The 26,070-nt window shown below is 65.5% G+C and carries 29 protein-coding genes; 21 read left to right on the top strand and 8 right to left on the bottom strand.

The genetic code is table 11. The features are described 5' to 3' along the window. Positions 1-37: 37 nt before the first annotated feature. The 15 genes from fliD to L0B83_RS15575 all read left to right on the top strand — a co-directional run bounded on the left by fliD (position 38) and on the right by L0B83_RS15575 (position 12,225). A complete protein-coding gene (fliD, locus tag L0B83_RS15645; protein WP_234759480.1) occupies positions 38-1,420 on the top strand; it encodes a flagellar filament capping protein FliD in 1,383 nt (460 codons plus the stop codon). Between the two features lie 3 nt (positions 1,421-1,423). Continuing rightward, on the top strand, positions 1,424-1,864 hold the full coding sequence (gene fliS / locus L0B83_RS15640) for a flagellar export chaperone FliS (RefSeq protein ID WP_234759479.1): 441 nt from the start codon (positions 1,424-1,426) through the stop codon (positions 1,862-1,864). After that, positions 1,854-2,144 carry a hypothetical protein gene (locus tag L0B83_RS15635; RefSeq protein WP_234759478.1) on the top strand — a complete coding sequence of 97 codons (291 nt, stop codon included), beginning with the start codon at positions 1,854-1,856 and terminating at the stop codon, positions 2,142-2,144. The genes fliS and L0B83_RS15635 overlap by 11 nt, the downstream gene beginning before the upstream one ends. 135 nt (positions 2,145-2,279) lie before the next feature. Continuing rightward, a complete protein-coding gene (locus L0B83_RS15630; protein WP_234759477.1) occupies positions 2,280-2,621 on the top strand; it encodes a flagellar basal body rod protein FlgB in 342 nt (113 codons plus the stop codon). Then, entirely contained in the window at positions 2,621-3,013 is a 393-nt protein-coding gene (locus L0B83_RS15625) for a flagellar basal body rod protein FlgC (protein WP_234759476.1), read from the top strand. The genes L0B83_RS15630 and L0B83_RS15625 overlap by 1 nt, the downstream gene beginning before the upstream one ends. Further along, complete coding sequence (gene fliE, locus L0B83_RS15620; RefSeq protein WP_234759475.1) at positions 3,013-3,351, top strand: flagellar hook-basal body complex protein FliE; 339 nt, start codon at positions 3,013-3,015, stop codon at positions 3,349-3,351. Before L0B83_RS15625 ends, fliE begins: the two co-directional genes overlap by 1 nt. Continuing rightward, the gene (fliF, locus tag L0B83_RS15615; RefSeq protein WP_234759474.1) at positions 3,351-4,970 is read left to right on the top strand and encodes a flagellar basal-body MS-ring/collar protein FliF; all 1,620 of its coding nucleotides are present in this window, start codon (positions 3,351-3,353) and stop codon (positions 4,968-4,970) included. The genes fliE and fliF overlap by 1 nt, the downstream gene beginning before the upstream one ends. Beyond that, entirely contained in the window at positions 4,967-5,995 is a 1,029-nt protein-coding gene (gene fliG, locus L0B83_RS15610) for a flagellar motor switch protein FliG (protein ID WP_234759473.1), read from the top strand. The genes fliF and fliG overlap by 4 nt, the downstream gene beginning before the upstream one ends. Next, positions 5,985-6,599 carry a FliH/SctL family protein gene (locus L0B83_RS15605; protein WP_234759472.1) on the top strand — a complete coding sequence of 205 codons (615 nt, stop codon included), beginning with the start codon at positions 5,985-5,987 and terminating at the stop codon, positions 6,597-6,599. The genes fliG and L0B83_RS15605 overlap by 11 nt, the downstream gene beginning before the upstream one ends. Continuing rightward, positions 6,596-7,927: a FliI/YscN family ATPase gene (locus tag L0B83_RS15600; protein ID WP_234759471.1), complete on the top strand. Its 1,332-nt coding sequence runs from the start codon at positions 6,596-6,598 to the stop codon at positions 7,925-7,927. Before L0B83_RS15605 ends, L0B83_RS15600 begins: the two co-directional genes overlap by 4 nt. Continuing rightward, a complete protein-coding gene (locus L0B83_RS15595; protein WP_234759470.1) occupies positions 7,924-8,349 on the top strand; it encodes a flagellar FliJ family protein in 426 nt (141 codons plus the stop codon). Before L0B83_RS15600 ends, L0B83_RS15595 begins: the two co-directional genes overlap by 4 nt. Then, positions 8,346-9,065: a C40 family peptidase gene (locus tag L0B83_RS19915; RefSeq protein WP_308194005.1), complete on the top strand. Its 720-nt coding sequence runs from the start codon at positions 8,346-8,348 to the stop codon at positions 9,063-9,065. The genes L0B83_RS15595 and L0B83_RS19915 overlap by 4 nt, the downstream gene beginning before the upstream one ends. Then, positions 9,065-10,558 carry a flagellar hook-length control protein FliK gene (locus tag L0B83_RS15585; protein ID WP_234759469.1) on the top strand — a complete coding sequence of 498 codons (1,494 nt, stop codon included), beginning with the start codon at positions 9,065-9,067 and terminating at the stop codon, positions 10,556-10,558. The genes L0B83_RS19915 and L0B83_RS15585 overlap by 1 nt, the downstream gene beginning before the upstream one ends. Before the next feature lie 16 nt (positions 10,559-10,574). Continuing rightward, on the top strand, positions 10,575-11,012 hold the full coding sequence (locus tag L0B83_RS15580) for a flagellar hook assembly protein FlgD (RefSeq protein WP_234759468.1): 438 nt from the start codon (positions 10,575-10,577) through the stop codon (positions 11,010-11,012). A 40-nt stretch (positions 11,013-11,052) separates the two neighbouring features. Next, positions 11,053-12,225, top strand: coding sequence for a flagellar hook protein FlgE (locus tag L0B83_RS15575; RefSeq protein ID WP_234759467.1), 1,173 nt, complete (start codon positions 11,053-11,055; stop codon positions 12,223-12,225). 190 nt (positions 12,226-12,415) lie between these two features. On the opposite strand, the gene L0B83_RS15570 is transcribed toward L0B83_RS15575, so the two are convergent. From L0B83_RS15570 to L0B83_RS15555, 4 genes are all read right to left on the bottom strand, one after another. Next, the gene (locus L0B83_RS15570; protein ID WP_234759466.1) at positions 12,416-13,639 is read right to left on the bottom strand and encodes a S53 family peptidase; all 1,224 of its coding nucleotides are present in this window, start codon (positions 13,637-13,639) and stop codon (positions 12,416-12,418) included. A 157-nt stretch (positions 13,640-13,796) separates the two neighbouring features. Further along, entirely contained in the window at positions 13,797-15,245 is a 1,449-nt protein-coding gene (locus L0B83_RS15565; RefSeq protein ID WP_234759465.1) for a purine-cytosine permease family protein, read from the bottom strand. 80 nt (positions 15,246-15,325) lie between these two features. Next, entirely contained in the window at positions 15,326-16,108 is a 783-nt protein-coding gene (locus L0B83_RS15560; RefSeq protein WP_234759464.1) for a carbon-nitrogen hydrolase family protein, read from the bottom strand. 17 nt (positions 16,109-16,125) lie between these two features. Further along, positions 16,126-17,004: a carbon-nitrogen hydrolase family protein gene (locus L0B83_RS15555; RefSeq protein WP_234759463.1), complete on the bottom strand. Its 879-nt coding sequence runs from the start codon at positions 17,002-17,004 to the stop codon at positions 16,126-16,128. A gap of 95 nt (positions 17,005-17,099) precedes the next feature. Between L0B83_RS15555 and L0B83_RS15550 the strand changes: the two genes are divergently transcribed. After that, positions 17,100-17,852 carry a FadR/GntR family transcriptional regulator gene (locus L0B83_RS15550; RefSeq protein WP_234759462.1) on the top strand — a complete coding sequence of 251 codons (753 nt, stop codon included), beginning with the start codon at positions 17,100-17,102 and terminating at the stop codon, positions 17,850-17,852. Between the two features lie 96 nt (positions 17,853-17,948). Continuing rightward, on the top strand, positions 17,949-19,427 hold the full coding sequence (locus L0B83_RS15545) for a purine-cytosine permease family protein (RefSeq protein ID WP_234759461.1): 1,479 nt from the start codon (positions 17,949-17,951) through the stop codon (positions 19,425-19,427). On the opposite strand, the gene L0B83_RS15540 is transcribed toward L0B83_RS15545, so the two are convergent. The 3 genes from L0B83_RS15540 to L0B83_RS15530 are packed head-to-tail and all read right to left on the bottom strand — an operon-like array spanning position 19,424 to position 22,057. Beyond that, positions 19,424-20,263, bottom strand: coding sequence for an IclR family transcriptional regulator (locus L0B83_RS15540; RefSeq protein ID WP_234759460.1), 840 nt, complete (start codon positions 20,261-20,263; stop codon positions 19,424-19,426). The genes L0B83_RS15545 and L0B83_RS15540 overlap by 4 nt on opposite strands. 51 nt (positions 20,264-20,314) lie before the next feature. Next, on the bottom strand, positions 20,315-21,244 hold the full coding sequence (locus L0B83_RS15535; protein ID WP_234759459.1) for a hypothetical protein: 930 nt from the start codon (positions 21,242-21,244) through the stop codon (positions 20,315-20,317). A gap of 15 nt (positions 21,245-21,259) precedes the next feature. Beyond that, complete coding sequence (locus L0B83_RS15530; protein WP_234759458.1) at positions 21,260-22,057, bottom strand: alpha/beta fold hydrolase; 798 nt, start codon at positions 22,055-22,057, stop codon at positions 21,260-21,262. 168 nt (positions 22,058-22,225) lie between these two features. On the opposite strand from L0B83_RS15530, the gene L0B83_RS15525 reads away from it, so the two are divergent. The 4 genes from L0B83_RS15525 to L0B83_RS15510 are packed head-to-tail and all read left to right on the top strand — an operon-like array spanning position 22,226 to position 25,411. Then, on the top strand, positions 22,226-23,008 hold the full coding sequence (locus L0B83_RS15525) for a phosphatase PAP2 family protein (RefSeq protein WP_234759457.1): 783 nt from the start codon (positions 22,226-22,228) through the stop codon (positions 23,006-23,008). 11 nt (positions 23,009-23,019) lie between these two features. Continuing rightward, positions 23,020-23,670 carry a DedA family protein gene (locus L0B83_RS15520; protein WP_234759455.1) on the top strand — a complete coding sequence of 217 codons (651 nt, stop codon included), beginning with the start codon at positions 23,020-23,022 and terminating at the stop codon, positions 23,668-23,670. Between the two features lie 27 nt (positions 23,671-23,697). Beyond that, positions 23,698-24,372, top strand: a complete 675-nt coding sequence (locus L0B83_RS15515) for a response regulator transcription factor (RefSeq protein ID WP_234759454.1) — start codon at positions 23,698-23,700, stop codon at positions 24,370-24,372. Continuing rightward, positions 24,365-25,411 (top strand): sensor histidine kinase, encoded by a 1,047-nt coding sequence (locus tag L0B83_RS15510; protein WP_234759452.1) that lies wholly within the window; start codon positions 24,365-24,367, stop codon positions 25,409-25,411. Before L0B83_RS15515 ends, L0B83_RS15510 begins: the two co-directional genes overlap by 8 nt. Positions 25,412-25,448: 37 nt before the next feature. Here L0B83_RS15510 and L0B83_RS15505 read toward each other — a convergent pair. Further along, the coding region (locus L0B83_RS15505; RefSeq protein WP_234759451.1) for an HNH endonuclease at positions 25,449-26,070 on the bottom strand (622 nt) is incomplete at its 5' end.

Genomic DNA, 26,070 nt, shown 5'->3' with positions numbered 1-26,070 from the left:
TCCACCGACAAGACCAATACATCCGGAAGGACCAGACGTGGGAAGCTCGATCGACGGCCTCGCCAGCGGCTTGAACACCACCTCCATTATCGATTCGCTCATGGCGGTGGAAGCGCAGCCGCGGACACAACTGCAGACAAAGCTTGCAGCGGACCAGACGATGATTTCGACCCTCCAGTCGCTCAACTCGAAATTGTCATCGCTGAAGGATCTCGCGAGCGGCGACTCAGCCGTGAACGCCATGAACCTGTTTACCGCCACCACGAGCTCCACGTCACTCAGCGCGACGGCGAGCACCTCCGCGTCCGCGGGTTCTATCGATGTCACCGTCACCCAGCTGGCCCAGAGCCAAGTGGACGTCACCGCCGCCATGAGCAGCTGGCCAACCGACGGGACGGGTGCACCCGCACACCTGACGCTCGTCGACTCCACGGGAAAACAGACCGAGGTCATCCCGGCATCCACCTCCCTTGACGACGTCGTGACGGCGATCAACGCGGCATCCGGCCCGGCCCGGGCCGTGAAGGTCCCGGCAGGCAACGGAACCTATCGCCTTCAACTGACCGCGTCCACTTCAGGCGCCGCTGGAGCATTCCGCGTCTACCAGGGCACGGCGGCGCAGGTGAGCGCGGGCACCGCGACCGACCTGATGGCCGACCCCGCCGCCGCCGTCGTCAAGACCGCCCAGGATGCCAAGGCGACGCTGTATGCGGGCACCCCGGCGGCGCAGACAATCACGTCCGGAACCAACACCTTCACCGATTTGCTTCCCGGCGTATCGGTCACGGCCTCCGCCGTCACTTCCGGGCCGGTGACGGTGAACGTTGCCAGCGACTCCGCGGGGATCACTAAAAAGGCCGGGGACTTGGTGAACGCGGTCAATGACGTTCTCGGTTTCGTGTCCATTTACAGTGCGGTAACCCAGACGACCACCGCCAGCGGCGCCACCGCGGCCAAAGGCGGCATCTTCGTTGGCAACAGCGGTGTCCGCGCAGTCAACGACCAAGTCTTTTCCGCGATGTCGATGCCGGTGAACGGGAAGTCTCCCGCCGAATACGGAATCAACGTCACAAGGGATGGAAACTTCACCTTTGACGCGGCCAAGCTCCAATCAGCCTTGGCTTCGGATCCGTCCGGGACTCAGGCGGCACTCCAGACCATTGCCTCCCGCGTATCCGACGCGGCAACCAGCGCTACGGATCCGTTCAGCGGTTCGGTAACCGCCCTGATCAAGGGGCAACAATCCGAAGTTGCCGACCTGGGCAGCCAGATCTCCGACTGGGACCAGCGCTTGGCCACCAGGCGGCAGACCCTGCAAAGCACGTTCAATGCCATGGAAACCGCCCTTGGCCAACTCAACGCCCAGCAAACATGGCTCACCGGCCAGATTGCCGGCCTTCCCAAGTCTTCAGGAGCGTAAAGCATGACCTCCACGGCCCTGCGCGCCAGCCAGCTATCCCGGTACAACGACGACGCCGTCCTGTCCGCCCCGCCTGCCAGGCTCCTCACGATGCTTTATGACCGGCTTCTCCTGGACCTGAACCGTGCCCAATTTGCCCAGGAGAACGCCAACTGGGGCGTTGCGAGCGAAAACTTGCTCCATGCCCAAGCGATCGTCACCGAATTGTCCTCCACCCTGAAGACCGATGCGTGGGACGGGGCGTCGGGGCTGCTGAGCATCTATCAGTACGCCATGGAAGCCATGGTCGGGGCGAACATCTACCGCGACGTCAACCGGACCAAGGAGTGCATTGTGCTCCTGGAACCGCTCCGGCAGGGCTGGCACGACGCCGCCTCGCAGTTGCCCGTCCAAGCCACCGTATCCGGGACGGCGCGGCCGAATGGCACGCTCGGTGTCGGCTGATCACGTTCAGGAATGGTCCGGTATTCTGGACCGCTTGGAACTCAACATCGCCATGGCAGTCTCCGGCGGCGAGCCGGAGCCATGGAGTCCGCCTGCAGAGGCCGGGCCGCTTCCGGAGGAACTTGCGGACAGAGCACACCGGATCTTGGACGCACAGCTGGAGTCCATGGCCATGCTCGAAAAGGCCCGCAACGGCGCACGCGCCCATTTGGACGCCCTGAGCACCGTCCCGGACGGCCAAGGTTCAGTGCGCCCGCTGTTCCTCGACGTGCAGGGCTGAAGAGAAAGCCCCGAAATCAATCCCTTATCCGGCTAACGAACGCACCGTGCTTGCCGATAGTGGAAGTTGAGCAGGGATTGCTCGATGCACGGCCACGGATCGGCCTCTTCATACTATTCGCGAAGGCAGGCCGTCGTGTTCGAGTCAGTGACTTCTGTTGCGCTTGGCAGCGCCCTGGACGCGCTCTCACTGCGCCAGCGCACCATCGCCAACAACATCGCCAACATCAACACGCCGAACTACCACGCCAAAAGGGTCCAGTTCGAAGACGCACTGGCGGCCTCGGTGAGCGCCGGAGACGGGCAGGCCGCGGCTTCCGTGACCACCTCCCAGGAACCCACCCAGCTCAACGGCAACAACGTGAACCTGGACACCGAAACCCTTTCGAACGTGGACACCGTGCTGCGGTACCAGTTCGCCTCCCGGGCGATTGGCGAGCAATTCACGGCCCTCCGCACGGCCATGAGGACCAGCTAATGACCTTCGACGCGATCGGGATCGCGGGCACCGCGCTGACTGTCCACCGCAAATGGCTCGATGCCGTCTCGGACAACCTGGCGAACATGAATACCGCCACGCGCACCAGCGGTAACGCGTTCCAGGCCCGCTACATCGAAGCGGCCGAGGGAAGCAACGGAACAGGCGTGTACGTCAAGAGCACCCCGCAAGGCAGTGCGACCGGAAGGCTCGTTTACCAGCCGGACCATCCGCTTGCCGATGCCCAAGGCTATGTCCGCTACCCGGATATCGACCTCGCCGAGCAGATGGGTGCCCTGATCGTGGCCCAACGCGGCTACCAGGCCAACGCCCAAGTGGTGGACCGCGCCCGCGAGACTTACCAAGCAGCGCTCGAGATAGGAAAATCCTGATGGCTTTGGAGCCGATCGGCGCAATTCAAGGCGGAGCGCGGTCCGTGCAGGGTGTCACGGGTACCGGCTATGTAGGCAGCACCGGCAACGTAGCCGGAGCCATGGGTACCTCGGACGGCAATGGCTTTGCGACGGCGCTCACCGGTGCCGTGGACAACCTGCAGTCCCTGCAAGCGACGTCGAACCAGTTGGCCGTGTCCGCGGTGACGGGCAGCCTTGACGACATCCACAAAGCAACGATCGCTGCTACGCGCGCCCAGATCACCATGGAGCTTGTCTCCACGGTACGGAACAAAGGCGTTGACGCGTTCAACGAGATCATGAGGATGCAGGCCTGATGCCTCCACAGATTGCCGCCTTCTTCCGCAGGATGGGCGATGGATTCAAGGGTTTCACCGCGGGGCAGCGCACCATCGCCATTATCGGCGTCGCGCTTCTGGTGCTCGGCGCAGTGGCCCTGTCCGCATGGTTGGGCAAGCCGTCCTACTCGCCGCTGTTCTCCGGGCTGAAGGACACGGACGCCAACGGGATCGTGGAGCAGCTTCGCAAAGACAATGTTCCCTACGAGCTCAGCAATGGCGGGTCCACCATCATGGTTCCCGCTGACAAGGTCAACGACGAACGGCTGAAAGCAGCAGCGGCGGGACTTCCTGCCGCTGCTGCCACGGGATATTCGCTGTTGGACAAGCTCGGAGTGACCTCGTCCGAATTCCAGCAGTCGGTGACGTACAAGCGTGCACTCGAAGGTGAACTCGCCACCACAATCCAGGCCATGGCCGGGGTTAAGACAGCCGCCGTGCAGTTGGCCATTCCGGCCAAAACAGTGTTTGTCGACAAGGCCCCGGACGCTACGGCATCCGTGTTCGTCGAAACACAGCCGGGCGTCACTTTGTCCGCCGACAAGGTCCAGGCGATCGTGCATTTGACCTCAGCCGCGATCGAAAACCTGAAGCCAAGCAACGTGACCGTGGTGGATTCCCAGGGCAACGTCCTCTCCACAGCGGGAGGCGCAGCGACGGGCTCCTCCTCCAAGCAAGCCGCCGATTACCAGCAGCGCACCTCCGATTCGGTGAAGGCCGTTCTGGACAAAGTCGTCGGCCCGGGCAACGCGACAGTCGCCGTCGCGGCCGACGTGACCGCTGAGTCCGCGCAGCAGCGCAGCGAGACATTCTCCACGGCCAAGGACGCCGCACCGCTGAGCGAGACCACAAAGACCGAGAAGTACACCGGAACCGGCGGGGGCGCCTCCGGCGTCCTTGGACCGGACAACATTGCCGTGCCGGGCGGCACCAATGGCAACGGAACGTTCGACTCCAGCGACACCACCAAGAACAACGCCGTCAACAAGGTCACGGAAGACCGCACCATTCCGCAAGGCGCCGTAAAGCGCCAGACCATCTCTGTAGCAATCAACCAGTCCGCAGCATCCGGACTCAACGTCAACTCGGTCCGGGCACTCGTGACTTCCGCGGCCGGCGTCGATCCGGCACGCGGCGACGTGGTGACGGTTGAAGTGCTGCCCTTCAATACGTCTGCTGCGGACGCGGCGGCCCAGGCGCTCGGCGCTGCCAAGGCCCAAGCCGATGCCAAGCAGCAATCGGATTTGATGAACACACTCATCCTGGCGGGCAGCATCCTGCTGGCGGTTGTGGCGTTGATTGTGCTGGTGCTGATCCTCCTGCGGCGCCGGCAACTCCGCGAACCGGTTGACCTGGGCGAACGCCTTGACTACGAGATGCTGCCCCAAGCCGTCCCCACGCCGGTCCTCGAAGGCCCGCCAGCCACTTCGGCGATCGAACTGCCGCCCGTGCAACCCGTTCCGGCGTTGCCGATGCCGGGTGCAGAGGCCCTCGACGGCGAACGGAAGCGCGCCCAGATTGAAGCCATGGTTGCCGAGAACCCGGCCCGGACCGCCGACTACCTGCGCGGGCTCATGGATGAAAGGCAGTCCGTGTGAGGGCGGGGGAGTTGGACGTCGCCGGTTTGACCGGCGCCCAGAAGGTAGCCGTGGTGCTGATGCAGATGAGCCCTGCAAGCGCGGCCTCCGTGATGACCCAGTTCTCCGAGTCCGAGGCCGAGGACATCGCGGCCGAGATCGTGCGCTTGCGCCGTGTCTCCTCATCCGTGGCGGACCAGGTCATCACGGAATTCCACGACCTTGCGATCAGCGGCCGGCGCACCGCGCGCGGCGGCCAGGAATTCGCCGTCGGGCTCCTGGAAGCGTCCTTCGGCGCGGATAAAGCGGCGGGGTTCATGGACCGCCTCGCGTCCACCATGGCGGGGAAGTCCTTCGAATTCCTGGAAATGATGGATTCCGGCCAGCTCCTGGCATTGATCGACGGCGAGATGCCGCAGACCATCGCCCTGATCTTGGCGCACTTGCGGCCGGGCAAGGCTTCCGCGGTCATGGCCGGCCTGGGCGACGTGCAACGGAGCGAGGTGGCCCGATGCATCGCCACCATGGGCTTGGCTTCGCCGGAGGCCGTGGGCATCGTGGCCGAGACCCTCAAGGTCCGTGCCGGAGCCGTCATGTCGCAAAGGAAATCGAGCGAGATTGTCGGGGGCATCCAGCCGCTTGTCGACATCATCAACCGTTCCGATATCAACACCGAACGGTCCGTGCTGGAAGGCCTGGAAACCCTCGACCCGGACCTCGCCACGGAAGTGCGTGCCCGGATGCTGACCTTCGTTGACATCGTGAAACTGGAACGCCGCGACATCCAGCAGATCCTTCGCGGCGTCAACGCCGAAGTGCTCGCCGTCGCCATGAAGGGCGCCCCCGCCGTGGTGCTTGAGGCTGTGCGTACCAACGTGTCCGGCCGCAACCTTGAAATCCTGGAAGCCGAAATGGCTTCCGCCGGGCCCGTGCGCGCTTCCCAAGTTGAAGAGGCCCGGGCTGAGATTGTCCGTTCCATCCGTCAGCTGGAAGCCGAAGGCGCCATCGTCGTCAGGCGCGGCGAAGAAGACGACTATGTCTACTGAGGCTGAATTCCAGAGGGTGGTTTTCCCGGACATCCAGCCGGCTGAGAGGTCGCGCAGGGAGGACCGGGGATACACGCAAGGGCACGCGGCGGGTTACGCGGACGGGATCCGGGCTGCCGCCGCGGAACAGCGCCGCCTTCGCGAACAACTCGACGTCGAACACCGCGCAATGCTCGACGCCGGGCGCCTGGCCGTGGCGCGGAGTGTCCGCGTGCTCGAAGAAGCCGCCGCCGCGTCCCGGCAACACCGCAGCAACGTGTTGGAAGAAGCGCAGGACGTGTTGGCGGCCAGTGCGATCGAGCTCGCCGAAGCCATCCTGGGTTACGAACTCAAGGACGGCCGGAACTCCGCCCGCGCCGCGGTGGCCCGGGCCCTCGCAACGGTAACAGACGTGCAAACGGTGACCACGGTCCGCCTCCACCCTGCGGACTTGGCTGCCCTGGACACCGTCGACGCCGGGAGCATGGCCGGCGTCGAACTCAAGGCCGATCCCACCCTGAACCCCGGCGATGCAGTAGCGGAATATCCGCAGGGTTGGATCGACGCGCGGCTCGGCGCCGCACTGGACAGGGCCAAGGCAGCCTTGCTGGGGAACGACGCATGAGCAGCACCAGCTACCGGCCGCACGCGTCCCGCTTCCGCGCGGCCCTCGCCGCCGCGGCACCGCAGCGCGTGGGGACCGTGACGGCTGTACTCGGCCTTGGCCTGGAGGTGTCCGGGCTGGACTGCGCGGTGGGAGACCTCGTGACCGTCGGCCAGGCACCAGGGCTCGACGCCGAAGTGGTCGCCTCGGTCAGCGGGGCCGTGCGATGCATGCCGCTGGGACGATTGACCGGTGTGGCCGCCGGAGACCCGGCACGTTCCAAGGGCGTTCCGGTCCTGGTCCCTACCGGCAGGGGCCTCTTCGGACGGGTACTGGACGGGCTTGGACGTCCTATCGACGGCAAAGGCCCCTTGCCCGCCGGCCCCATGGTTCCACTGGACAACGAGGCACCGTCGGCAATGCACCGCGCCCGGGTGGACACTCCGCTGCAGACCGGCGTCCGCGTCCTGGACACCATGGCGACGCTCGGCCGCGGCCAGCGCATGGGACTCTTCGCGGGCTCGGGCGTCGGAAAGTCCTCGCTGTTGTCCATGGTCGCGCGCGGCACGGACGCCGAAGTGTCCGTGATTGCCCTGGTAGGGGAGCGCGGACGCGAAGTGCGCGAGTTCCTGGAAGACGACCTCGGCCCCGAAGGCCTGGCACGATCCGTGGTGGTGGTCGCCACGTCCGACGAGCCTGCCCTCATGCGCCTGCGCGCCGCCGTCACGGCCACCCGGATTGCCGAATCGTTCCGCGAAGCCGGCCAAGACGTGGTCCTCATGATGGATTCGCTGACCCGCGTGGCCATGGCCCAGCGCGAAATCGGCCTTTCCGCCGGGGAACCGCCGGCCACCCGCGGCTACCCGCCGTCGACCTTCTCCGTGCTGGCCCGGCTCCTGGAACGTGCAGGCACCGCCGAAACCGGATCAGTGACGGGTATCTACACGGTGCTGGTGGACGGCGACGACCACAACGAACCAATCGCCGACGCCGCCCGCTCCATCCTGGACGGGCACGTGGTCCTGGACAGGAAGCTCGCCGTCACGGGGCACTTTCCCTCGGTGGACGTCCTTGGCTCTGTGTCCCGTGTGGCCTCCAAAGTCAACTCCGCCGATCGCACGGCGCTCGCCGCCTCCCTGCGCAAGGTCCTCGCGGCGCGGCGCAGCGCCCAGGACTTGATCGACGTCGGCGCCTACCACCGCGGCAGCAACCCGCTGGTTGACGCGGCACTGGACCACGAAGCCGCCATCAACGGGTTTCTCCAGCAACGCATGGATGAATCCACTCCCTACAACGAGTCCTGGCCGGAACTCTTCCGCCTCTCGGCGAGCCTCGAAGGAGCCGCGTGAACCGTCAATTCTCCCTGGCCGGGCTGTTGCGCCTGCGCCAGACACAGCAGGACGCCGCCGCCAACGAGCTGGCCCGCGCCAACTCCCGGACCGCGTCCTTGCGCTCGCGACGGGCGACGGCCCGGGAGGAACTCGCCGAGTCCGCCGGAGACGCCGGAAGCTCAGCGTCTCTCCTGGCCATCGCCGCCGCGCGGGCTTCCTCGCAAAGCATGCTGGCCGAACTGGACGCCCTGGCCGCCAGTGCCGAGGCTGAAGCCGCCCAGGCCCGAGCGGAATACACCGAAGCCAAGCGCCGCGCAGTAGGGCTCGAGAAGCTCGAAGCGCGCCACGGGGCGGCTTTCGAGGCCTCCGTGCTGCGCTCGGAACAAGGCTTGCTGGATGAGATCGCTTCGTCCGCCTGGCATCGGAAGGCCACCTCATGAGCATGACCGAGGCCATCGGGCGCATCCAGAGCATCGAATCGATGCTGCAGCAACTCACCCAAGGCATCCGCCCACAGGCGTCTGCCGCGGCCTCCGGCACAGCAAACCCTTCCGCCGGCGCCGCCTCTTCGACCGATGCGGCGTCCTTCGCGCAAGCGTTGAGCACGGCCGTCGGGGGCTCGACAACGCCGGAGGCGGGACAAGCCGCTTTTTCCGACGGGCTCGGCGGCAGCACCGCCATCGCCGGCGCTTCGGGCCTCGGTGCCTCGGGCCTCGGTATCGCGGGCCTCGGCAGTAGCCTGGGCGCGATTTCGGGTGCCGCCACACCCAAGGCTGCCGGCGGTGTGACCGGGGATGCCGTGGTGGCCGACGCCAAGAAATACGTGGGTGTGCCCTATGTTTGGGGCGGCACGAACCCGGCAGTGGGTATGGATTGCTCCGGCTTCGTGCAGCGCGTGTTCAAAGACCTTGGCGTCGACCTGCCGCGCGTCGTCAGCGACCAGATGCGGCAAGGAACCCCCGTGGCGTCCTTGGCCCAAGCCAAGCCCGGCGACCTGCTGGTCAGTTTCGGCGGCGAACATATCTCCATCTACCTCGGCAACGGCAAAGCGATCGACGCGCCCGTGCCCGGCAAGACCATCCAGATCCGCGATGCATGGGAACAGCAGTCCAATCTGACCGCGATACGCCGCATTGTCCCCGCGGGAGGCTCGTGATGCAGTTGCCCCCGGCACGTGCGGCCTCTCCGCGTCCGGCTGTCACCGGCCCTTCGTCCGTGCAGCAGCCCGGTGCCCTTGGTGCCGCGGGCTTCGAGGCCGTGATGAGCGGCATGCTCGCCTCCGGCTCGAAGGCCCTCCACGAGTCAGCACACCAAGCGCCCGACGGCGGCACTCAGGACAAGCCTGCCGGCGACCGTCCCGGGACGGTCGCCCGAGCCGCGAAGCCGGAAGCCTCGAAGGTCGCCAAGGCCGTGGTTGATGTGGCAGGTTGTATCGATCCGGCCGCCGCGGTGGGTGTTGCGCCCGCGGCCGGGCTGATTTCGGGCATGGCGGGTGTTGCGGCGCCTGCGGCTGCGGCCAGCGGGATCGCGGCGGTCGTGGCGCCTGCGGCCGGTGGCCTGGCGGCAGCAGCCGTGCCAGGAACCGCTGCCTTGCAGGCGACTGGCGCGGTTGTTGGTGCGCCGGCCAAAGACGGCGTCGTTCCAGGTACGGCGCCGGCCAAGACAGTTACCGACACCACCCCGGCAGCCCCGGGTCTTGTCGTCGGGACGCACGCGGACAGCACCCAAGTGGCGCCGGCCGGAACGGCAGTAGGCGCTGCACCTTCGAACGCAGTGCGCTCGGCTGCAAGCAACGTGCCGGCAGCGCCATCGGCTCACAGCGCAGGCCAAAGCCCAGTCCAGCCCTCTCCGGTAGCTGCCGACCCACTGCGTCCCGGCAGCCCGCCCACACAGCCGCTGCCCGCCGTCCTCGAACCAGACACCACCAAATCAGGCACCACCAAACCAGGCACCACCGCGACCGCAGCCCAGCCGGGCGAGCCGGGCACCGCCGTCGTACCTCTTGTCGGAGAATCCGCGACGCAGCAGGCCCCGCAGCAGGACTCGCCAAAGGTCCTCGGGCAGGACAAGGAGGCCGCCGCCGCACCCGGGCTTCCCGCCGCGATTCAGGCGGGGGCTCCGGCGGTGGTCCCATCGGCCCCGACGCTCCAGGCCGTTCCTTCGCCAGCCGCTCCAGGCACGGCAACGCCGGCGGTCCATGCAGAGCCGCCGAAGCTGCTGCCCCAAGTGTCTGGACCGCTGTTCTCCCTTGCCTCGGCAGCGCCCGGCTCGCACGTGATGACCTTGAAGCTTTCCCCCGAAGACCTCGGGCCGCTGACCGTCCGTGCGCACATCGAAGGGGCCGCGGTTCGGATTGAATTGTTCGCCCCGGGAGAAGCCGGCCGGGAGGCCGTTCGCAGCATCCTGCCGGAACTGCGGCGCGGACTCGGCGAATCCGGCTTTGGCGCCAGCCTCGACCTGTCCGAGCACAACGCGCCTCCCGACGCCTGGGCAGGCGCCTCGGACCAGCGCGGTTCCGATGCGCGGGACCGGCGCCCGGCCGAGAGCCCTGCCTTCCCACAGGGTGGCGACGGCGAGGCCGTCCGCCTGCCGCGGACCGCCGTCGTCCTTCCCCGAAGCATTACCAGCAGCCTGGACATTCTCGTCTGATGAAGGAGAGCCAATAGTGACCATCCCAGCCGTCGCGGCAAGCAGCCGGGTCCAGCCCGGAACCACCGCCGGAACCATGGCGCCCAAACCCGCGCAGACCATGGACTCGAACATGTTCATGTCCCTCCTGGTGACCCAACTGAAGAACCAGGATCCGAGTGCCCCCATGGACACAAACCAGATGATGAACCAAACCGTCCAGCTGTCCATGATGGAGAAGATGACGGAGCTCACCGCGGAATCCAAGGAGAGTTTCTCGCTTCAGATGCGCAGTGCCGCGGCAAAGGTCATCGGCAAAAACGTCAGCTATGTGCTCGCCGACGGGACAAAGGGCTCCGGCGTCGCGAGTTCGGTTTCCTTTGCTGCCGGAACTCCCACTGTGGCGGTCGGAGGTGTGAACGTTCCGCTTGATTCGATCAGCGGGATGACGGCCGCCGCCAAGCCGACCACCTGACTCCCGCAAACCCCCGAACCACCCGAAGAAAGGCAACACCATGCTTCGTTCGCTGTACTCCGGAATCTCCGGCCTCCGTGCCCACCAGACCATGCTGGACGTCACAGGAAACAACATCGCCAACGTCAACACGGCCGGCTTCAAGGCTTCCTCCACCCAGTTCCAGGACACGCTCTCCCAGATGACCCAGGGCGCGGGCGCCCCGCAGGCCGAAACCGGCGGCACCAACCCCGCCCAGATCGGCCTGGGTGTGCGCGTGGCGGGAGTCAGCACCAACTTCAGCCAGGGTTCATCGCAGAACACCGGGCGGGCCACTGACATGATGATCTCCGGCGACGGGTTCTTCATCACCAGCAAGGCGGGCCAGCAGCTCTACACTCGGGCAGGCGCGTTCGATATGGACGCAGCCGGCCGCCTCGTGAGCCCGGATGGTGCCATCCTGCAGGGCTGGTCAGCCTCCAACGGCGTGCTGAACCTTGGCGGTCCTGTTGGCCCGATCGCCCTCTCGCCCAACACAACCTCGGCCGCCGTCGCCACCTCGAAGGCGTCGCTGGAGGGGAACCTGCCGTCCGACGCGGCCGTGGGCAGCAGCGTGGAGCGTCAGGTCAAGGTGTACGACGCCGACGGTGCCTCCCGCAGCCTCATGCTGACGTTCAGCCGCACCTCGGGCGGCTGGGACGTAGCCGGGGCGGACGCGAACGGCGCCACGGGCAACACGACACTTACTTTCTCCAACGGTGCGCTGACCTCGGGCGGCGCCATGACCGTCGGCGGCATCTCGGTGGAGATGTCCGCCGTTACCGGCTTCGCGGCCATGAGCACGCTCACGGTCGGCAGCCAGAACGGATCCGAAGCAGGAAAGCTGGAGTCCTTCACCCTCGGTGGCGACGGCTCCCTGATCGGCTCGTTCAGCAATGGCAGCAAGCAGGTTCTGGCACGCGTGGCCCTTGCCCGCTTCACCAACCCCGGAGGCCTCGAGAAGTCCGGTAGCTCCGCCTACGTGGCTACCGCCAACTCCGGGGCGGCCCAAGTGGGCGCGCCGGGCGACGCCGGACTCGGAACCTTGACTGCAGGGGCCCTGGAAATGTCCAACGTGGACCTCTCGCAGGAATTCACCAACCTGATCGTGGCCCAGCGCGGCTTCCAGGCGAACGCCCGCATCATCACGACGTCGGACGAGGTTCTGCAGGAGCTGACGAACCTGAAGCACTAAAGATCGCGGAAAACCAGGGTGGCCGCGTCACGCCACGCACTTTTTTGGAGCTATGGCTCCTCCGGAACCGCGGAATGACGGGGCCCGCGGTTAGTCGAGGAGCCGAAAACTTGCTCTGCGTGACGCTGCCCAGACACAAGAGTGGCCGGCGTCCTAGGACGCCGGCCACCCTCAAGCAATTACTGCACGTTTAGAGTCCGGCCACACCGTTCGGGGTGCCGACACCCGTGGGTCCGTCCCAACCGGTGCCGGAGACGCACCATTGGGTCGTGGGGCAGGTGCCCGTTGACCCCGACGTGACGTCATTGAAGTTCCCGGAGTGCGTGTACGGAAGGGAGTTGGCCAGCGTTGTGGAGTTGCCGGTATTCCCGGACAGCGCATACATGGCCGCGATCAGAGGCGAGGACAGGCTGGTTCCTCCGTACTGGGACCATGAGGAAGCGGTGCTGCTGCTCGGTGCATACACTGACAGGCCGGTCTGCGGATCGGCGACGGCGGAGACGTCGGCCGACGCGCGCTTGCTGCACCCTGTGCCGAAGGCCGCGGCGGCCGGCAATGCGGCATTGACGCTGGAGCATCCGGATCCCGAGCCGGACCAGGCTGTCTCGCCCCATCCGCGAGCACTAGTGTTCTTGACCAGCGATGTGCCTCCCACGGCAGTGACGTAGCTCGAGGACGAGGGGTAGGACGAGCCGGTGTACCCGTTGTCGCCGGTCGAGGCTGTCACCGCGATGCCCGGGTGGTTGTAGTACGCGCCGTAGGTGGCGTCTGCGGAATCCCCGCCGCCGTAGCTGTTGGAGATCGCCACGACGCCGGGCTGGTTGGCAGCCGTTGTGACGGCGGTGCCAAGATCTGTGAGGCCGGCGGTTTTCGCCTGCACCACGAGGATCTTGCAGTCGGGACAAGCCGCCGAGACCGCGTCGACGTCGAGAGCCGTTTCGTCGGCCCATCCGGAGTTGAAGGCAGGAAGCTTGTTGCCGCCGTTTTGGTCCTTGATGCTGAGGCAGCCGTTGCTGACCGTGCATGCCGGAAGGCCGAATTGTGCGCGGTAGACGCCGAGATCGCTCTCAAGGTTTGGATAGCCGTAGGCATCCACTACTGCGACGGTTCGGCCGCCTGACGCGAGGCCGGTGATGTTGTAGGCGCTCTGGATGTCCGCAGGGGTCTTTCCGGCGGCGGGCGGCGTGCTCGAAGCAGGCTGGGTTTGTCCGCCCTTCGACGCCTTGGCGGGGGCCGAATCGTCGACGTACTTGAGTGCAAAACACGAGGCTGCGCCAGCCGGGGCATCGGCGCACACCTTCTCCGCGTGCCAATTGGCGGACGGAGATGGTTGGGCAACGGCCGCCGGCGCCGTGGCTGAGACCGCACTCAGCAAAAGCAATAATGCCCCGGAAACGCTAAGGATCTTCTTCACGTATTCTCCCTGAGGATAAATGAGACCCGAATTGACAGATTAGTCAACTCGCGTGACAACCTTCGCATCAAAGGTCGCAAATGTCACCCACGTCACATTTATCTCTCCGGGCACAGGAATCACTGGGACGCGGTCCGCCCGACGCCGGCTTGCCTGGTTACGGCAGGATGTGTTCGTGCGCGGCTTCCTCCAGCGCGTCGGCCTCGGCCTTGGCCAGGCGGGTCTCGGCGTCGACGTCGAGCCGTCGGGTCAGCAGCCAGTATAGGAATGCGGCAACCGGGAGGCCGATGAAAAGGGAGATGTCGGCGCCATCAAGGGCGTGGGCTACGGGCCCGACGAACAGCTTCCCCGCGGAGAAGAAGGGAATCATCACCACAAAGCCCACGAGGTAGGCGATGATGCCTGGCCAGCCCCACCGTCCGTAGATTCCGTCTGCTTTGAAGATTTCGGCGATGGCGTAGTGGCCCTTGCGGACGATGAAGTAGTCGGTGAGGTTCACGGCCGTCCACGGAATGAAGAAGTACAGCACCAGCAGCAGGAAGTCGTTGAAGTTGGCCAAGAAGTCCTCCGAGGCCAGGTTGGCCAGGATGACGGAGATAAGCGCGGTGACGGCGATCGTGATGACCCGGAGCTTCAGCGTCGGCCGGATTGGCCGCAGGCTGTCCATGGAAGAGATGAGCGTCAGTGATCCGCCGTACATGTTCAACGCAGTCACGGACAGCAGGCCCAAGGCGGCGACGAACAAGGCGATGGCGCCGAAACCGCCGAACAGCTGGTCCGCCGTCGACTTGATCGAGCCGATGGCTTCGAAGTTCTCTCCGGCGGCAGCAGCGATGTAGGCGCCCAGGAACATGACCCAGATGCCGCCGAGCGCACTGCCCCAGAAAGTCCACGCGAAGGTGCCGCGACCCTTGGCGGGTGGCAGGTAGCGGGAATAGTCGGAGACGTAGATGGCCCAGGAGATCTGGTAGCCGGCCGCGACCCCCAGTTGTCCCAGGAAGGGCACCAGGTGGAAGTCGCCGAGGTTGAACATGCCGGCGGGGACGGTCAGGTGGAACGCCGCGATCGTAAGCAGTGCCAGCATCGCGATGGTCAGGTAGGTGAGGTAGCGCTCGAAAGCGTGGATGAGGTCGTAGCCGAAGAGCGCGATGACGACGGCGACAATGGTCACCACCCAGAACCAGAGGTTCGGCGAGCCGACGTTGAGCGATTCCTTGATCGCTTGGCCGGCAAGGATGGTGTTGAAGATGTTGAATCCGGCGTACTGGAGGTAGGCGAACAGCCACACCAACAGGGCGCCGATGTAGCCAAATTGCGGCCGGGACTGGATCATCTGGGGGAGGCCGAGCTGGGGGCCTTGGGAGGAATGGGCCGCCATGAAGAGCGTGCCAATCAGCACTCCGAGGGCGATCGCGATCAACGACCACACCAGGTTGCCTCCGGTGGTGATGCTGATCAATCCCACCGCCAAGGTGGCGATCTGGGCATTGCTGACAAACCAGAGTGGCCCGATATGGGAGACCTTGCCATGCCGCTCATTCAGCGGCACGTAGTCGATCGAACGGACCTCCAGTCCGCCTGATCGTCTTTCGGTGGTTGTGCTCATGATGGATCTCCTTCTGATGCATGGGCATCCTGGGGTTGGTGTGGCAAAGAGTCGGCCGGCCTCGAAGGGAGTGTGCACTCCTAGCTGAGCCGGTGGTGCTTCCACGTCGGAAACAGTTCCCGCGCATCCCGGACGGCGTCGAGGGGAACCTCCAGCGTGACGGAACCCGGCTCCTTGCCAAGGCGTTGCAGGACAGTACCAAGGGGGTGCACGAGCATGCTGTTTCCGATGGATACCGCCGGAGTTTGGGATACGGCTGCCACGTACACGCCGTTTTCTATGGCTCGAGCCTTGGCCAAAGTAGCCCACTGTTCGGTCTTCGCGGTTCCCGGCACCCACGATGAACAGACGAGGAGCACCTGCGCTCCGCCGTCGGCCAGGCGGCGCGCCAGCTCGGGGAAGCGAAGGTCGTAGCAGGTCATCAGTCCGAAGACCACCCCGCCCCAGGAAAACGTGACGGGTACAGGCTCCGGGGCTGGCTTGATGTACTCCGACTCGCGGAACCCCTGGCAATCGAAGAGGTGGATTTTCCGGTAGCTGGCCAGGCGCGAACCGTCGGCTCCGATGGCCACCAGGGTATTGAAGGCCCGCCCGTGTTCCCCGGTCGTCTCGAGGAGGCCGGCGACGACGGCGATGCCGTGACGTGCCGCTGTGGCGTGGATCTGCGATGCGACCGGGCCGTCGAGAGGTTCCGCCTTGTCCGCGAAGCTCCGGTCCACCCGGGCCTTCTCATACGTCGAGTACTCCGGGAACACGATGAGCTCGGAACCTTCCGCCGCGGCCCGGGCGCAGTAAGAGTCAATGAGCTCGAGGTTCCGGCCCACGTCTGTACCGGAATCGATCTGGGCTAGGGTGATGCGCACGGAAATCCTTCGGTTCCTTAGTGGTTTGCGGACCGCGGGGTCCAGGTGGTGGGGTCGATGCGGCCTTGGTAGACGGGCAGTTCGATAGCGGGCTCGCCGGGGCGGAATTGGGACCAGGGGCGGTTGAGGTTTTCGGTGCCGTGCGTTCGGACATGCTCGACGGCGGATAGGTCCAGTTCCGCGGCGAGCAAGGCCGGGGCGGCGTCGTCGGCTTCGGCTACGGTGTTGCCCTCGGGGTCGACGATCAGACTCTGGCCTTTGCCGGTGGGTCCCGCGCAATTGACGCTGACCATGAAGACCTGGTTCACAATAGCGTTCGCCTTGGCGAGGACGAGTTCCTGGCGGCGGTCCGGCGTCGTGGTTTTGACGACGTTGAGGATCACTTCGGCTCCCATCCATGCCAACTGGCGGGTTACCTCCGGAAACCAAGCGTCGTAGCAGATGTTCAGGCCCACCCTGCCGATTCCGTCCAGGTCGACGGTGGTGAACCGCTCGCCCGGGTCGTACGGCTCGAAGGGGCGCCATGGGAAGATCTTGCGGTAGTAACCGGCAAGGCCGCCGTCAGGGGAGAGGACGAGCTGTGTGTTGAACAACTGTCCCTCGGGGCCGCGCTCGCAGACGCTCCCCGGGACCAGCCAGATACCCAGGTCTGCCGCAAGTTCCCGCAGTTCCTTGACGCGGGGCCCTTCCAGGGGCTCGGCGGACGCTTGCAGCACTTCCGTGCGCTGCTGATCGGGGTAGGTGTCACAGAAGAGGTGCAGTTCCGGGAAGACCACGAGCTTGCTGTGTGGCTGGGCCGTGAGGGCGTCATGGACCTCGGCCGCAAATGCCGTGAGGGGCTCACCGATCAGCCGCGGCTCGGCCTGGGCTGCGATGAGGGGAAGTGTGCGTCGCACGGGTTATTTCTCCAGCTGTCGTTGTGACTCGCCTCATATTAGATCATAATGAACAAATAATGGAAAGGTGGATTTTGCCCCGTAAAGTAGCCGATATGACCCGTCAGCTGGAGGACGCCATGGGTGATTCGCCCATCGAAGCTGCCGCTTTGCTGGGGATCGACCGCAGGAGCGCCATCGACGCCGTGCGGCTGCGGATCGGCATGGCCATCTCGCTGGGTCTGCTTCAGCCCGGGGAGCGGCTTCCTGACCAGCAGGAGGTCGCGTTGGGCCTTTCGGTCAGCCCGATCACGGCACGCCGAGCCTTGGCCAGTTTGGCCGAGCAGGGTGTTGTTGTGCGTCGGCGGGGACGCGGCGGCGGAACGTTCGTCGCCGACGAGCCGCCCGGCGAAGTGCTCAAGGAACTTTCCGCCTCGCCGGCCGAATCCCGCGCGGTGAACCGTTTGGTAGACCGGCGGATGCTCTTCGAATGCGCGGTCACCCATTTTGCCGCGATCAACGCCACTGGCAGACAACTCGACGAGTTGGAGCGGCTGGCCGGTGTCATGGCCCGGTCCGGCAACTGGTCCGAGTATCACCAAGTCGACAAGCAGTTCCACCAACTCGTCGCGGTGTCCTCCGGACTGGGTCCGGCAGTCGATGCCTACAACGAGGCATTGGCAGAACTCTATGCCTACTTCATTCCGTACCCCATCGAGTTCCTCCGGGAATCCAACCGGGATCACATCGCCCTCGTGAACGCGCTCCGCGCCGGCGACGATCGCGCGGCGGTGGAGGTCTCGCGGCGGCACGTAGATGTGTTGCACAAAACGATGTTCATGGGCCTATCGTCCGGGATGTCGGACTAAATATGGCTTCCTTTCGGTGATGGCCGTCACTTCGCGTGCTCTGATTGATTCTCAGTTGGGGACGTCGGACTTCGGTTGTCAAAGTAAGGAACAGGCATGCAGGCCACAGGAAAAGCGGGAACAGGCGGGCCGCGCGTCGAGCGCCGCTCCATAGACTTTGTCCCGGAAAATGAACGCCACGGTTCGCCGGCCCAGCAGTTCACGCTCTGGTTCGGGGCGAACATGCAGATCACCGCCATAGTCGACGGCGCGTTGGCGGTGCTTTTCGGTGCTGACGCACTGTGGGCCATCCTCGGCCTGCTGGTCGGAAACCTCCTGGGTGGCGCGGTCATGGCGCTGCACGCGGCACAAGGCCCGAAGCTCGGCTTGCCCCAGATGATCTCAAGCCGGGCTCAGTTCGGCATTTTCGGGGCGGTGATCCCACTGGTGCTGGTGGTCGTCATGTACCTCGGCTTCGCCGCGACGGGTACGGTCCTGGCTGGGCAGGCCGTGGACCAAATCACGCACACGGGAACCCCGGCCGTTGGCATGGTCCTTTTCGGAGCACTGACCGTGCTGGTGGCGACACTTGGCTACAAGTACATCCACATGCTGGGCCGCATCGCCACGATCGTGGGCGTGCTGGGCTTCACCTACCTCGGCATCAGGTTGCTGTTTACCCAGGACGTCGGTGCGCTGCTCGGGGCAGGCGGCTTCGAATTTCCCACGTTCCTGCTCGCGATTTCCCTCGGCGCAGGATGGCAGCTCACCTACGGCCCGTACGTGGCCGACTACTCTCGCTACCTCCCCTCCAACACCCCGGTGCGCAAGACCTTCATGTCCGCATACTTCGGCACGGTTCTTGGTTCGCAATGGTCCATGACCCTGGGTGCCCTCTTCGCGGCACTCGCCTTGCCCAAGGGCTCGAGGTTCCTGGACGGCCAGGTCGCTTTCCTCGGGAACCTCAGCGGCGGCGGCCTGATCGCCGTCGTCATCTACCTCGTGATCGTCACAGGAAAACTGACCGTCAACACCCTGAATGCCTACGGCGGCTACATGACCATGCTCACCTCCGTCACTGCCTTCACCCGCAAGGCCGCGGTAGCCTCCTGGACCCGGTTCGCCTACGTGATCGGCTTCATCGGCCTTTCGGTGCTCATCGCAGTGCTTGCCTCCCCGGACTTCATCGCCAACTTCAAGAACTTCGCCCTACTCCTGCTCATGGTGTTTATCCCGTGGAGCTCCATCAACCTGGTGGATTACTACTTGGTCTCCAAGGAAAAGGTGGATATTCCGGCTCTGTACGACGTGAACGGGCGCTACGGGCGCTGGAACAAGACTGCGCTGCTCAGCTATGCGATCGGCATCGTCGTCCAGATTCCGTTCTTGGCGCAGACCCTCTACACCGGCCCGATGACCGCCTTGCTGGGCGGGGCCGACATCTCCTGGCTCGTGGGACTCGTGGTCACGGCGGCGGTGTTCTACCCGCTTGCACGAAGGAACTCCAACGCTCCGGCCCACATGATCTACCCACGGGTCGACGCGGAGGCCATGGATCTTCGAGAGGGCGCCGCGGCGAACGCCGCAACGGCCTAGGCCTGCGGACCCAGCCGCCTCGAGATTTCCCTGGCGCACCTGGTGACTTCGGGAACCCACTCCCGGGCGACGTCTTCGATCCGGACGGCCCTCTCCTCGGCCGTCTCGGCGTCCTTCGCCTGCCGCCTCGGGCCGCCCGGAAACGCGCGGTTGGAGACCGTCAACGTCACGCTGGCCACCGGGTAGCGCTGCCGGTCGAGGACCGCGACCGCTACGGAGGAAAACCCTTCGGTCACCTCGTCCTGCTCCCAGGCGTATCCGAGCGAGCGCGCCCGGGCCAGCAGGTCCTGCAAAGCGGGCAGGGACTGCGGGCCGTTGCTGTTGCGGACGGCGAAGGCCTCCGGTCCCGGGAACAACGCAGCCACTTGGGCCGGATCCATCTGGGCCATCATGGCACGGCCGCTGGCCGTCAAGTGCGCCGGAAGGCGAACGCCGGTGTCCGTGACGAGGGGCCGTTGACGCGGCGCCCGCTCCTCGATGACGTACACCACGTCGCGGCCGTGCATCACGGCAAGGTGTGCGGTCCGGCGGGTCCGGGCTACGAGCCGGGACAGCGGGTGCCGGGCGATCCGTTGGATTGGAGCTTGCCGGGAGTATCCGGTCCCGAGCTCGTGGGCCGTCACCCCCAAGGCGTACTTGCGTTCCTCGGGGAGGTGCACCAGGAAGCCGTCGTCGATAAGCGAGGCAATCAGCTGATATGTGGTGGACCGAGGCAGGTCGAGGTCGCGCGCAATGACGGACGCGCTGACCGGGCCCGCTTGGCCCGCGACGTACCGAAGGACCGCCAGCACTTGCGCCGCCGCTGGAGCCTTGGGTCGCGCCGAATGACTATTCATTCTCCTAGAATAAGCCAGCGATCGTCCGGTATTTCGGACGCAACCTCTGTCCTACCGCAGCCCTTCCAGCCGCCTTCGTGCGGTTTCCGCGGCCCGGTGTTCCTGGCTGGCTTCCCTCGCGGCCACTTTGCGGTTCTTTTCGGCCACAGTGATCTTCCACTCCATGGCGGCGAGGTCCTCTTGAAGCGCGGCCAGTTTGTCCTTGGCGGCTTTGACCTCTAGGGCGAGTTTTTCCTTGCGCTGCACGGCTTCGGCCTTTTCGCGCTCGGCTTTGGCGAGTTCGACGTCGGCCTTCTCCGCCGTCCGTTCGGCCTCGGCCAGGGCGGCCTGCGCCTTCTTGCGTTCGCGTTGTGCTGCCTCCCGTTCCTTCCGTGAGTCTGCCCGCGCGCGTTGCTGGCCGCCGTCGTCGGGCTTTTCCTTGGTACCGGCCGCGGGAAGTGCGCTCGGCGACGCAGCGGAATCCGGTAGCGCCACGGAGTCCGGAACTGCCAAGGCCCCCGAGAGGTCCACCGGTTCCAAGCCGTTCGTCGACAGGGATCGCACGAGTTGCCCGCTGCGCAACGCCGCTGCCGCTCCGGGATCCGTCATGGCGGCCCGGAGAGTTGCCTCGATTTCCAACGCCGCGGCATCGCTTACCTTCACGCCCAGGCCCTGCGCCACCGCCCGGGCCTGCTCGACGGCGGCACCCAGCACGCGCGGCCGCTGCTGGCCGAGCGTTCGCAGGCGTTCGTGGTCCTGTTCCGCCTGCGCCTTCCCAAGGGATTCGCCGAGTTCCAGGACGCCAGCGAATTCCTTGGTTCCGTGCCGAACCAGCATGTTGACCGCCCACGCCGCCGTCGACGGTTTGGGCAACCGGGCAATCTGCTTCGCCAGTTCGGCGTCCCCGGCGGACTTGGCTTCCTTGGCGCGCGCGGCGCGGGCCGCAGTGAATCCCGAGGGGACGAGCGCGTAAAGGTCGACGGCGGTCGCGGCCAGTTCCATATGGGAGCGGGCGCGTCAGTTCTTGGGCGGTTCTGCGAGGAATTCAGCCAGCGCTTCCGCCATCACGCCGGGTTCCCAGCTGTGGTTGGCAGCCGGAATGGTTATCTTGCGCGCATTCGGGAGGTTGGCCACGATCGAGTCGGCTGCATTCGGCATGATCGGCACTGTTTGCTCGCCGACGATCGCGACGGTGGGCTGGGTAATGCCGGACCATAGCTCGGCCCGCGGCGCGGACTGGGTCCAGGCGAGGGATTCGGCGTCGGCGGAAAGGCTGGGACCCAACTCAAGCATGATGGGCCATGCCGGGCTGCTCTTGGCGCCGGCCAGCCACTCGGGCGGCATGTCTTTCATGTAGTACTCGATGGTGCCGGCCTTGTCGCCGGAAGCGATCCGCTCCTGGAGCCCGGCGAAGAATTCAGCCCCGCCGGTGCCGAGTTCATCGCTCAAGGGGGTCTCCCACAGTGCCAGCTTCGTGACCGGCAGGCCCGCGGCAGCCGCGGCCAGGGAGATCGAGCCGCCCGAAGAGCTGCCGAAGAGCGCAGCCTCGCCGCCCGCGATCTCGATGAGCGTGGCGAGATCGTCGATGTTGTCCTTCAGGGTAAGGGACAGCGCCTCGGCGCTTTCCCCCCGGCCACGCCTGTCGTAGTTCAGCACCGTGAACCCCTTGGCGGCCAGGAGCTTCGCCATCTCGACGGTGTTGGAGTCGAAGGCCCTGAATTGCATTGCGCCGCCAACAAGGATCACGGCAGGTCCCTCGCCGTACTGGTCGTACCCGATGCGGGCACCATCTTTCGAGATCGCAAATTCGGACATTCCAGACCCTTCGACGTTGCGGACAGTATGTTCCTAAACTCTGCTGTCAAGCCACCTGCGGGTCAAGGGGAACGGCCGTGGCCGGCAGTTCTTAAGAGCTTCTTAAGTGCTCCGCGGGAGAGTGGAAGCAAGCCGCACAACGGCCGTCACCCCAGAACCGGAGACACCATGCCATCACACCCCGAGCAGCACGCTTCCGCGGAAGGCCACCCTTCCGCCGTCGTTCGTCACAGCGTGCCGCTGCTTCCCCAGCCCAGGTACTGGCTTTTGTGGGGCGTTGTCCTCGCTGCGGCAGTCCTCGCGCTCGGCTTCAGCGTGCAGTCGGTGTCCGGCGTGACCAGCAGCGAACTTGGCGTGGACCAGGAACTCAGCCGGCATCACTCGGGTACTCTGACCACGGCGGCCATGGCACTGAACTTCCTTTTCGCCCCCGTGGCGGGTGTGTGCCTTGTGCTGGTGATCGGCTTGTACGTTTTGCTGGTCCGAAAGTCCTTCGTGCGGGCGGCCATGTTTGTGCTCTTCGCATGCTCGGGTTGGGTGGCCAGCGAGGCATTCAAACTCATCGTTGCCCGGCACCGGCCCGACCCCGCGCTTCTCTTCGACCCCTTGGCACCGGAAACGGGTTCCAACAGCTTTCCCAGCGGCCACACTGCCTTCGCCGTGGCGCTCGCCTTCGCCCTGTACTTCCTGGTCCGGGGAACCCGCTGGGGCGTCGTCACCGCGTGGGTCGGCGCTGTCCTGGCCGTGGTGGTGGCGTGGTCCCGCATCTACATCGGGGTCCATTACCCCAGCGACGTGGTGGCGTCCTTCCTGGCCACCAGTGCCGCAGTGATCGTTTTGGCCGGCCTCTGGAACCGGTACGTACCTCGCGTTTTCGCGCGGCTGCCATTTGGTGCCGGCCTTGAAGCGGCCTCTGAAACAGCAGCCGCGAACCCAGCACACGGATCCTGAGGAGGACCCCCATGCACGTACTTTCCGCCATGCCCGCTTTCCTTGATCCCACCACCCTCCTGCACGACCTAGGCCCGGCGGCGCTGGGCGTGGTGGCGCTGATCGTCTTCATCGAATCCGGTCTCCTCTTCCCGTTCCTGCCCGGTGACTCCTTGCTGTTCACCACCGGCCTGCTGCACCAGCAAATGAACCTTGCATTGCCGGTGTTGATCGCCGTCGTATCGTTCGCCGCCATCGCGGGCGACCAGATCGGCTACATGTTGGGACGCAGGTTCGGACGGCGCTGGTTCAAGGACGACGCCAAGGTACTGAAGACCGCTCACCTGGACACGGCCGAAGAATTCTTCAAGCGCCGTGGCGGTCCCGCGATCGTCTTAGCCCGCTTTGTTCCCATTGTGCGGACGTTTGCACCACTTAGCGCAGGCATCGCGCGCTACAACTACAAGTCCTTCACCCTGTGGAACATCGCTGGCGCGGTCATTTGGGCAACGTCGGTGACACTCCTGGGCTCCTGGTTGGGACACTACGAGTTCATCGCAAACAACATTGACGCCATCGCCGTGGTCATGGTTGCGGTCTCTGTCCTGCCGTGGGGAGTCGAATTGCTCAAAAAGCGGCGAAAGGCCAAGGTAGGAGCCGCGAACGGGCCCGCACAGGACTAACAGGCGTTTGACGGAAGAATAGACAGCATGACAACAGCTGAGCGGCCCGCCATCCTCTTGGTCGAAGACGACTCGGCCCTGGGGCCGCTCATCAGCGAACTCCTGGAACCGGATTTCTCCGTCCGCTTGGCTGTCAACGGGCACGATGGGCTCCACCTCGCCTTGACACAACCTTGGGATGCGATGGTCATTGACCGGGGCCTGCCGGTCATGGACGGCATCGCCTTGATCAAGGCCCTTCGCGCCAAGGGGATTGCCACCCCGATCCTCATCCTGACGGCGCTCGGGGCCACCGACGAGAAGATCCTGGGCCTCGATGCCGGGGCGAACGACTACATGAGCAAACCGTTCGACGCCATGGAACTGGCCGCCCGCTTGCGGGCCCTCACCAGAACGTACACGCCGCCGCCGCAGACCCTGGGGATCGGGGATTGGGAGTTCGACGCCGGTGCCCGCTCCATCCGCTCCATGTACGGTTCCGTCGTTACCCTGACGGCGAAGGAGGCCGCGCTCCTTGAAGTCCTGGCCCACGAACCAGAGCGTGTCTTCACCCGCGAAGACCTCATCAAAGCCCTGTTCCACCCCTCGGACCAGCCAGGCGTGATCGACACCTACGTCCACCACCTGCGCCGCAAGATTTCCAAATCGGTCATCCGGACGGTCCACGGCCTCGGATACCAGATCGGGGAGCCCCATGATTGAAAAACCGGATCACGCGACCCTCCGCAAGGCCTCGCTCAAGATCGCATTGCGGATCAGCGTGGCATGTGCCGTCTTGGTTCTTTGCCTGCTGACGGCCGCCGCGATCTACCTCTTCAACCAGGTGCAGCATCCAACGCTGCCGGGGCCGGGCGAAACCGACTCCGGCTATGCATATCTGGATACAAAGGACCTCCTGAAGGCCATGATCGCTGCCGGCATCGTAGGGATCCTCCTTGCCGGTGCCATCGGCTGGCTCAGTGCGCGCAGCGCCATCCGGCCGCTGGGGGAAGCGCTCGCGCTGCAGCGACGCTTCGTCCAGGACGCCAGCCACGAGTTGCGCACACCGCTCGCCATCCTGGACGCACGCGTCCAGCTCGCACAGCGTGACGCCCCCGCGGACTCGAAAACGGGGGAGGCGCTCGCCCGAATCCGCAATGACACCGCGACCCTCACTGGCATCGTCAACGAATTGCTGGTTGCAGCCACCGGCTCGCCTCCGGATGCCGCCGCGGAACCGAGCGATTTAGCGAAGGTGGCGGGCGCCGTCGTCGAGAGCTTGCAACACCTTGCGGGGGAGAAAAACGTCCGCGTCACCCTGACGGAAAAGGACCGTCCCCTTGCGCTCATTGACAGCAATGGCTTCCGCCGCGCCCTACTGGCTCTGGCAGACAACGCGTTGGCGCACACTCCCGCTGGCGGCCAGGTGGAAATTACGACGGCGGCGCTCGGCAATCGCGCGGTGGTCACCGTCTCGGACTCCGGGGCCGGGATCAGGGGAGTGGACCAGGCCCGGATCTTCGACCGCTTCGTGAGGACACACAGCCCTCAAGGTTCACCGGGCCAGCGTAGCTTTGGAATCGGTTTGGCGTTGGTCCGTGAGATCATCACCGGAGCCCGAGGCACTGTGGAGGTCGAGCGCAGCGGTCCGCGGGGAACGGTCATGAAGATCACGCTGCCGCTTGCTGCGAAAGACACGGCTGCGAAAGACACAGCGCCGAAGGATGCGGCGCCGAAGGATGCGGGGCCGGGCTCGGCGTAGCTCCGAAAGAAGCGGGGCCGGGCTCGGCATAGCTTTCTTAGGCGACCTCTAGTTCCGCGACATGGGCGTATTTCAGCGCCTTGGCCTGCTGTCTGAGCTTGCGTCGTCGACGCCCGGAATGTGGTGCCGCAGTATCGGGCGGGTGTGTGCCCGATAACTCGGCGCCCGCTTGATTACTGCCCGGCAGGGGTGGGGCTGTGGAGCGGTAGTGGTGTCCGGTGGGGGTGCGGATTTCCAGGACGTGCCGTGGGCCGGTACCGGACTGTGTTGTCCAGCCGGGGAGTTCTTTGGTGTGGTTGCAGGCTTCGCACAGGCCTGCCCCGTTGTCCAGGCTGGTGGCGCCGCCTTGGTGCCAGGGGATGATGTGGTCGTAGTGGCGGATGGGCGCGTCGCAGTAGGGGGTGTGGCAGGTGGCGTCGCGGGCCTGGATGAAGCGCCGCATCCCGGGCGGGAAGAACCGTGCCCTTGAGTCCGCGGCGAGGAGTTCCCCGGTCCCGGGGGCGGTGAAGAGGCGCCGGAGCCAGACCTTAAAATCCTGATCCCCCGGCTGCTCTGTCTGGCCGGGCTGGAAGGGCTCGGGCTGGCCGGGTTTGGCGGGCCTGTTCCCGGTCAGGAGGTTCCTGGCCCACGCGGCCGGGACGATCCCGTACCCGGTGAGC

The sequence above is a fragment of the Arthrobacter alkaliphilus genome, assembly GCF_021483235.1.
Lineage (GTDB): Bacteria > Actinomycetota > Actinomycetes > Actinomycetales > Micrococcaceae > Arthrobacter > Arthrobacter alkaliphilus.
The sequence above is the reverse complement of the archived record's forward strand: the minus strand, read 5'-3'. Positions and strand labels throughout refer to the sequence as shown.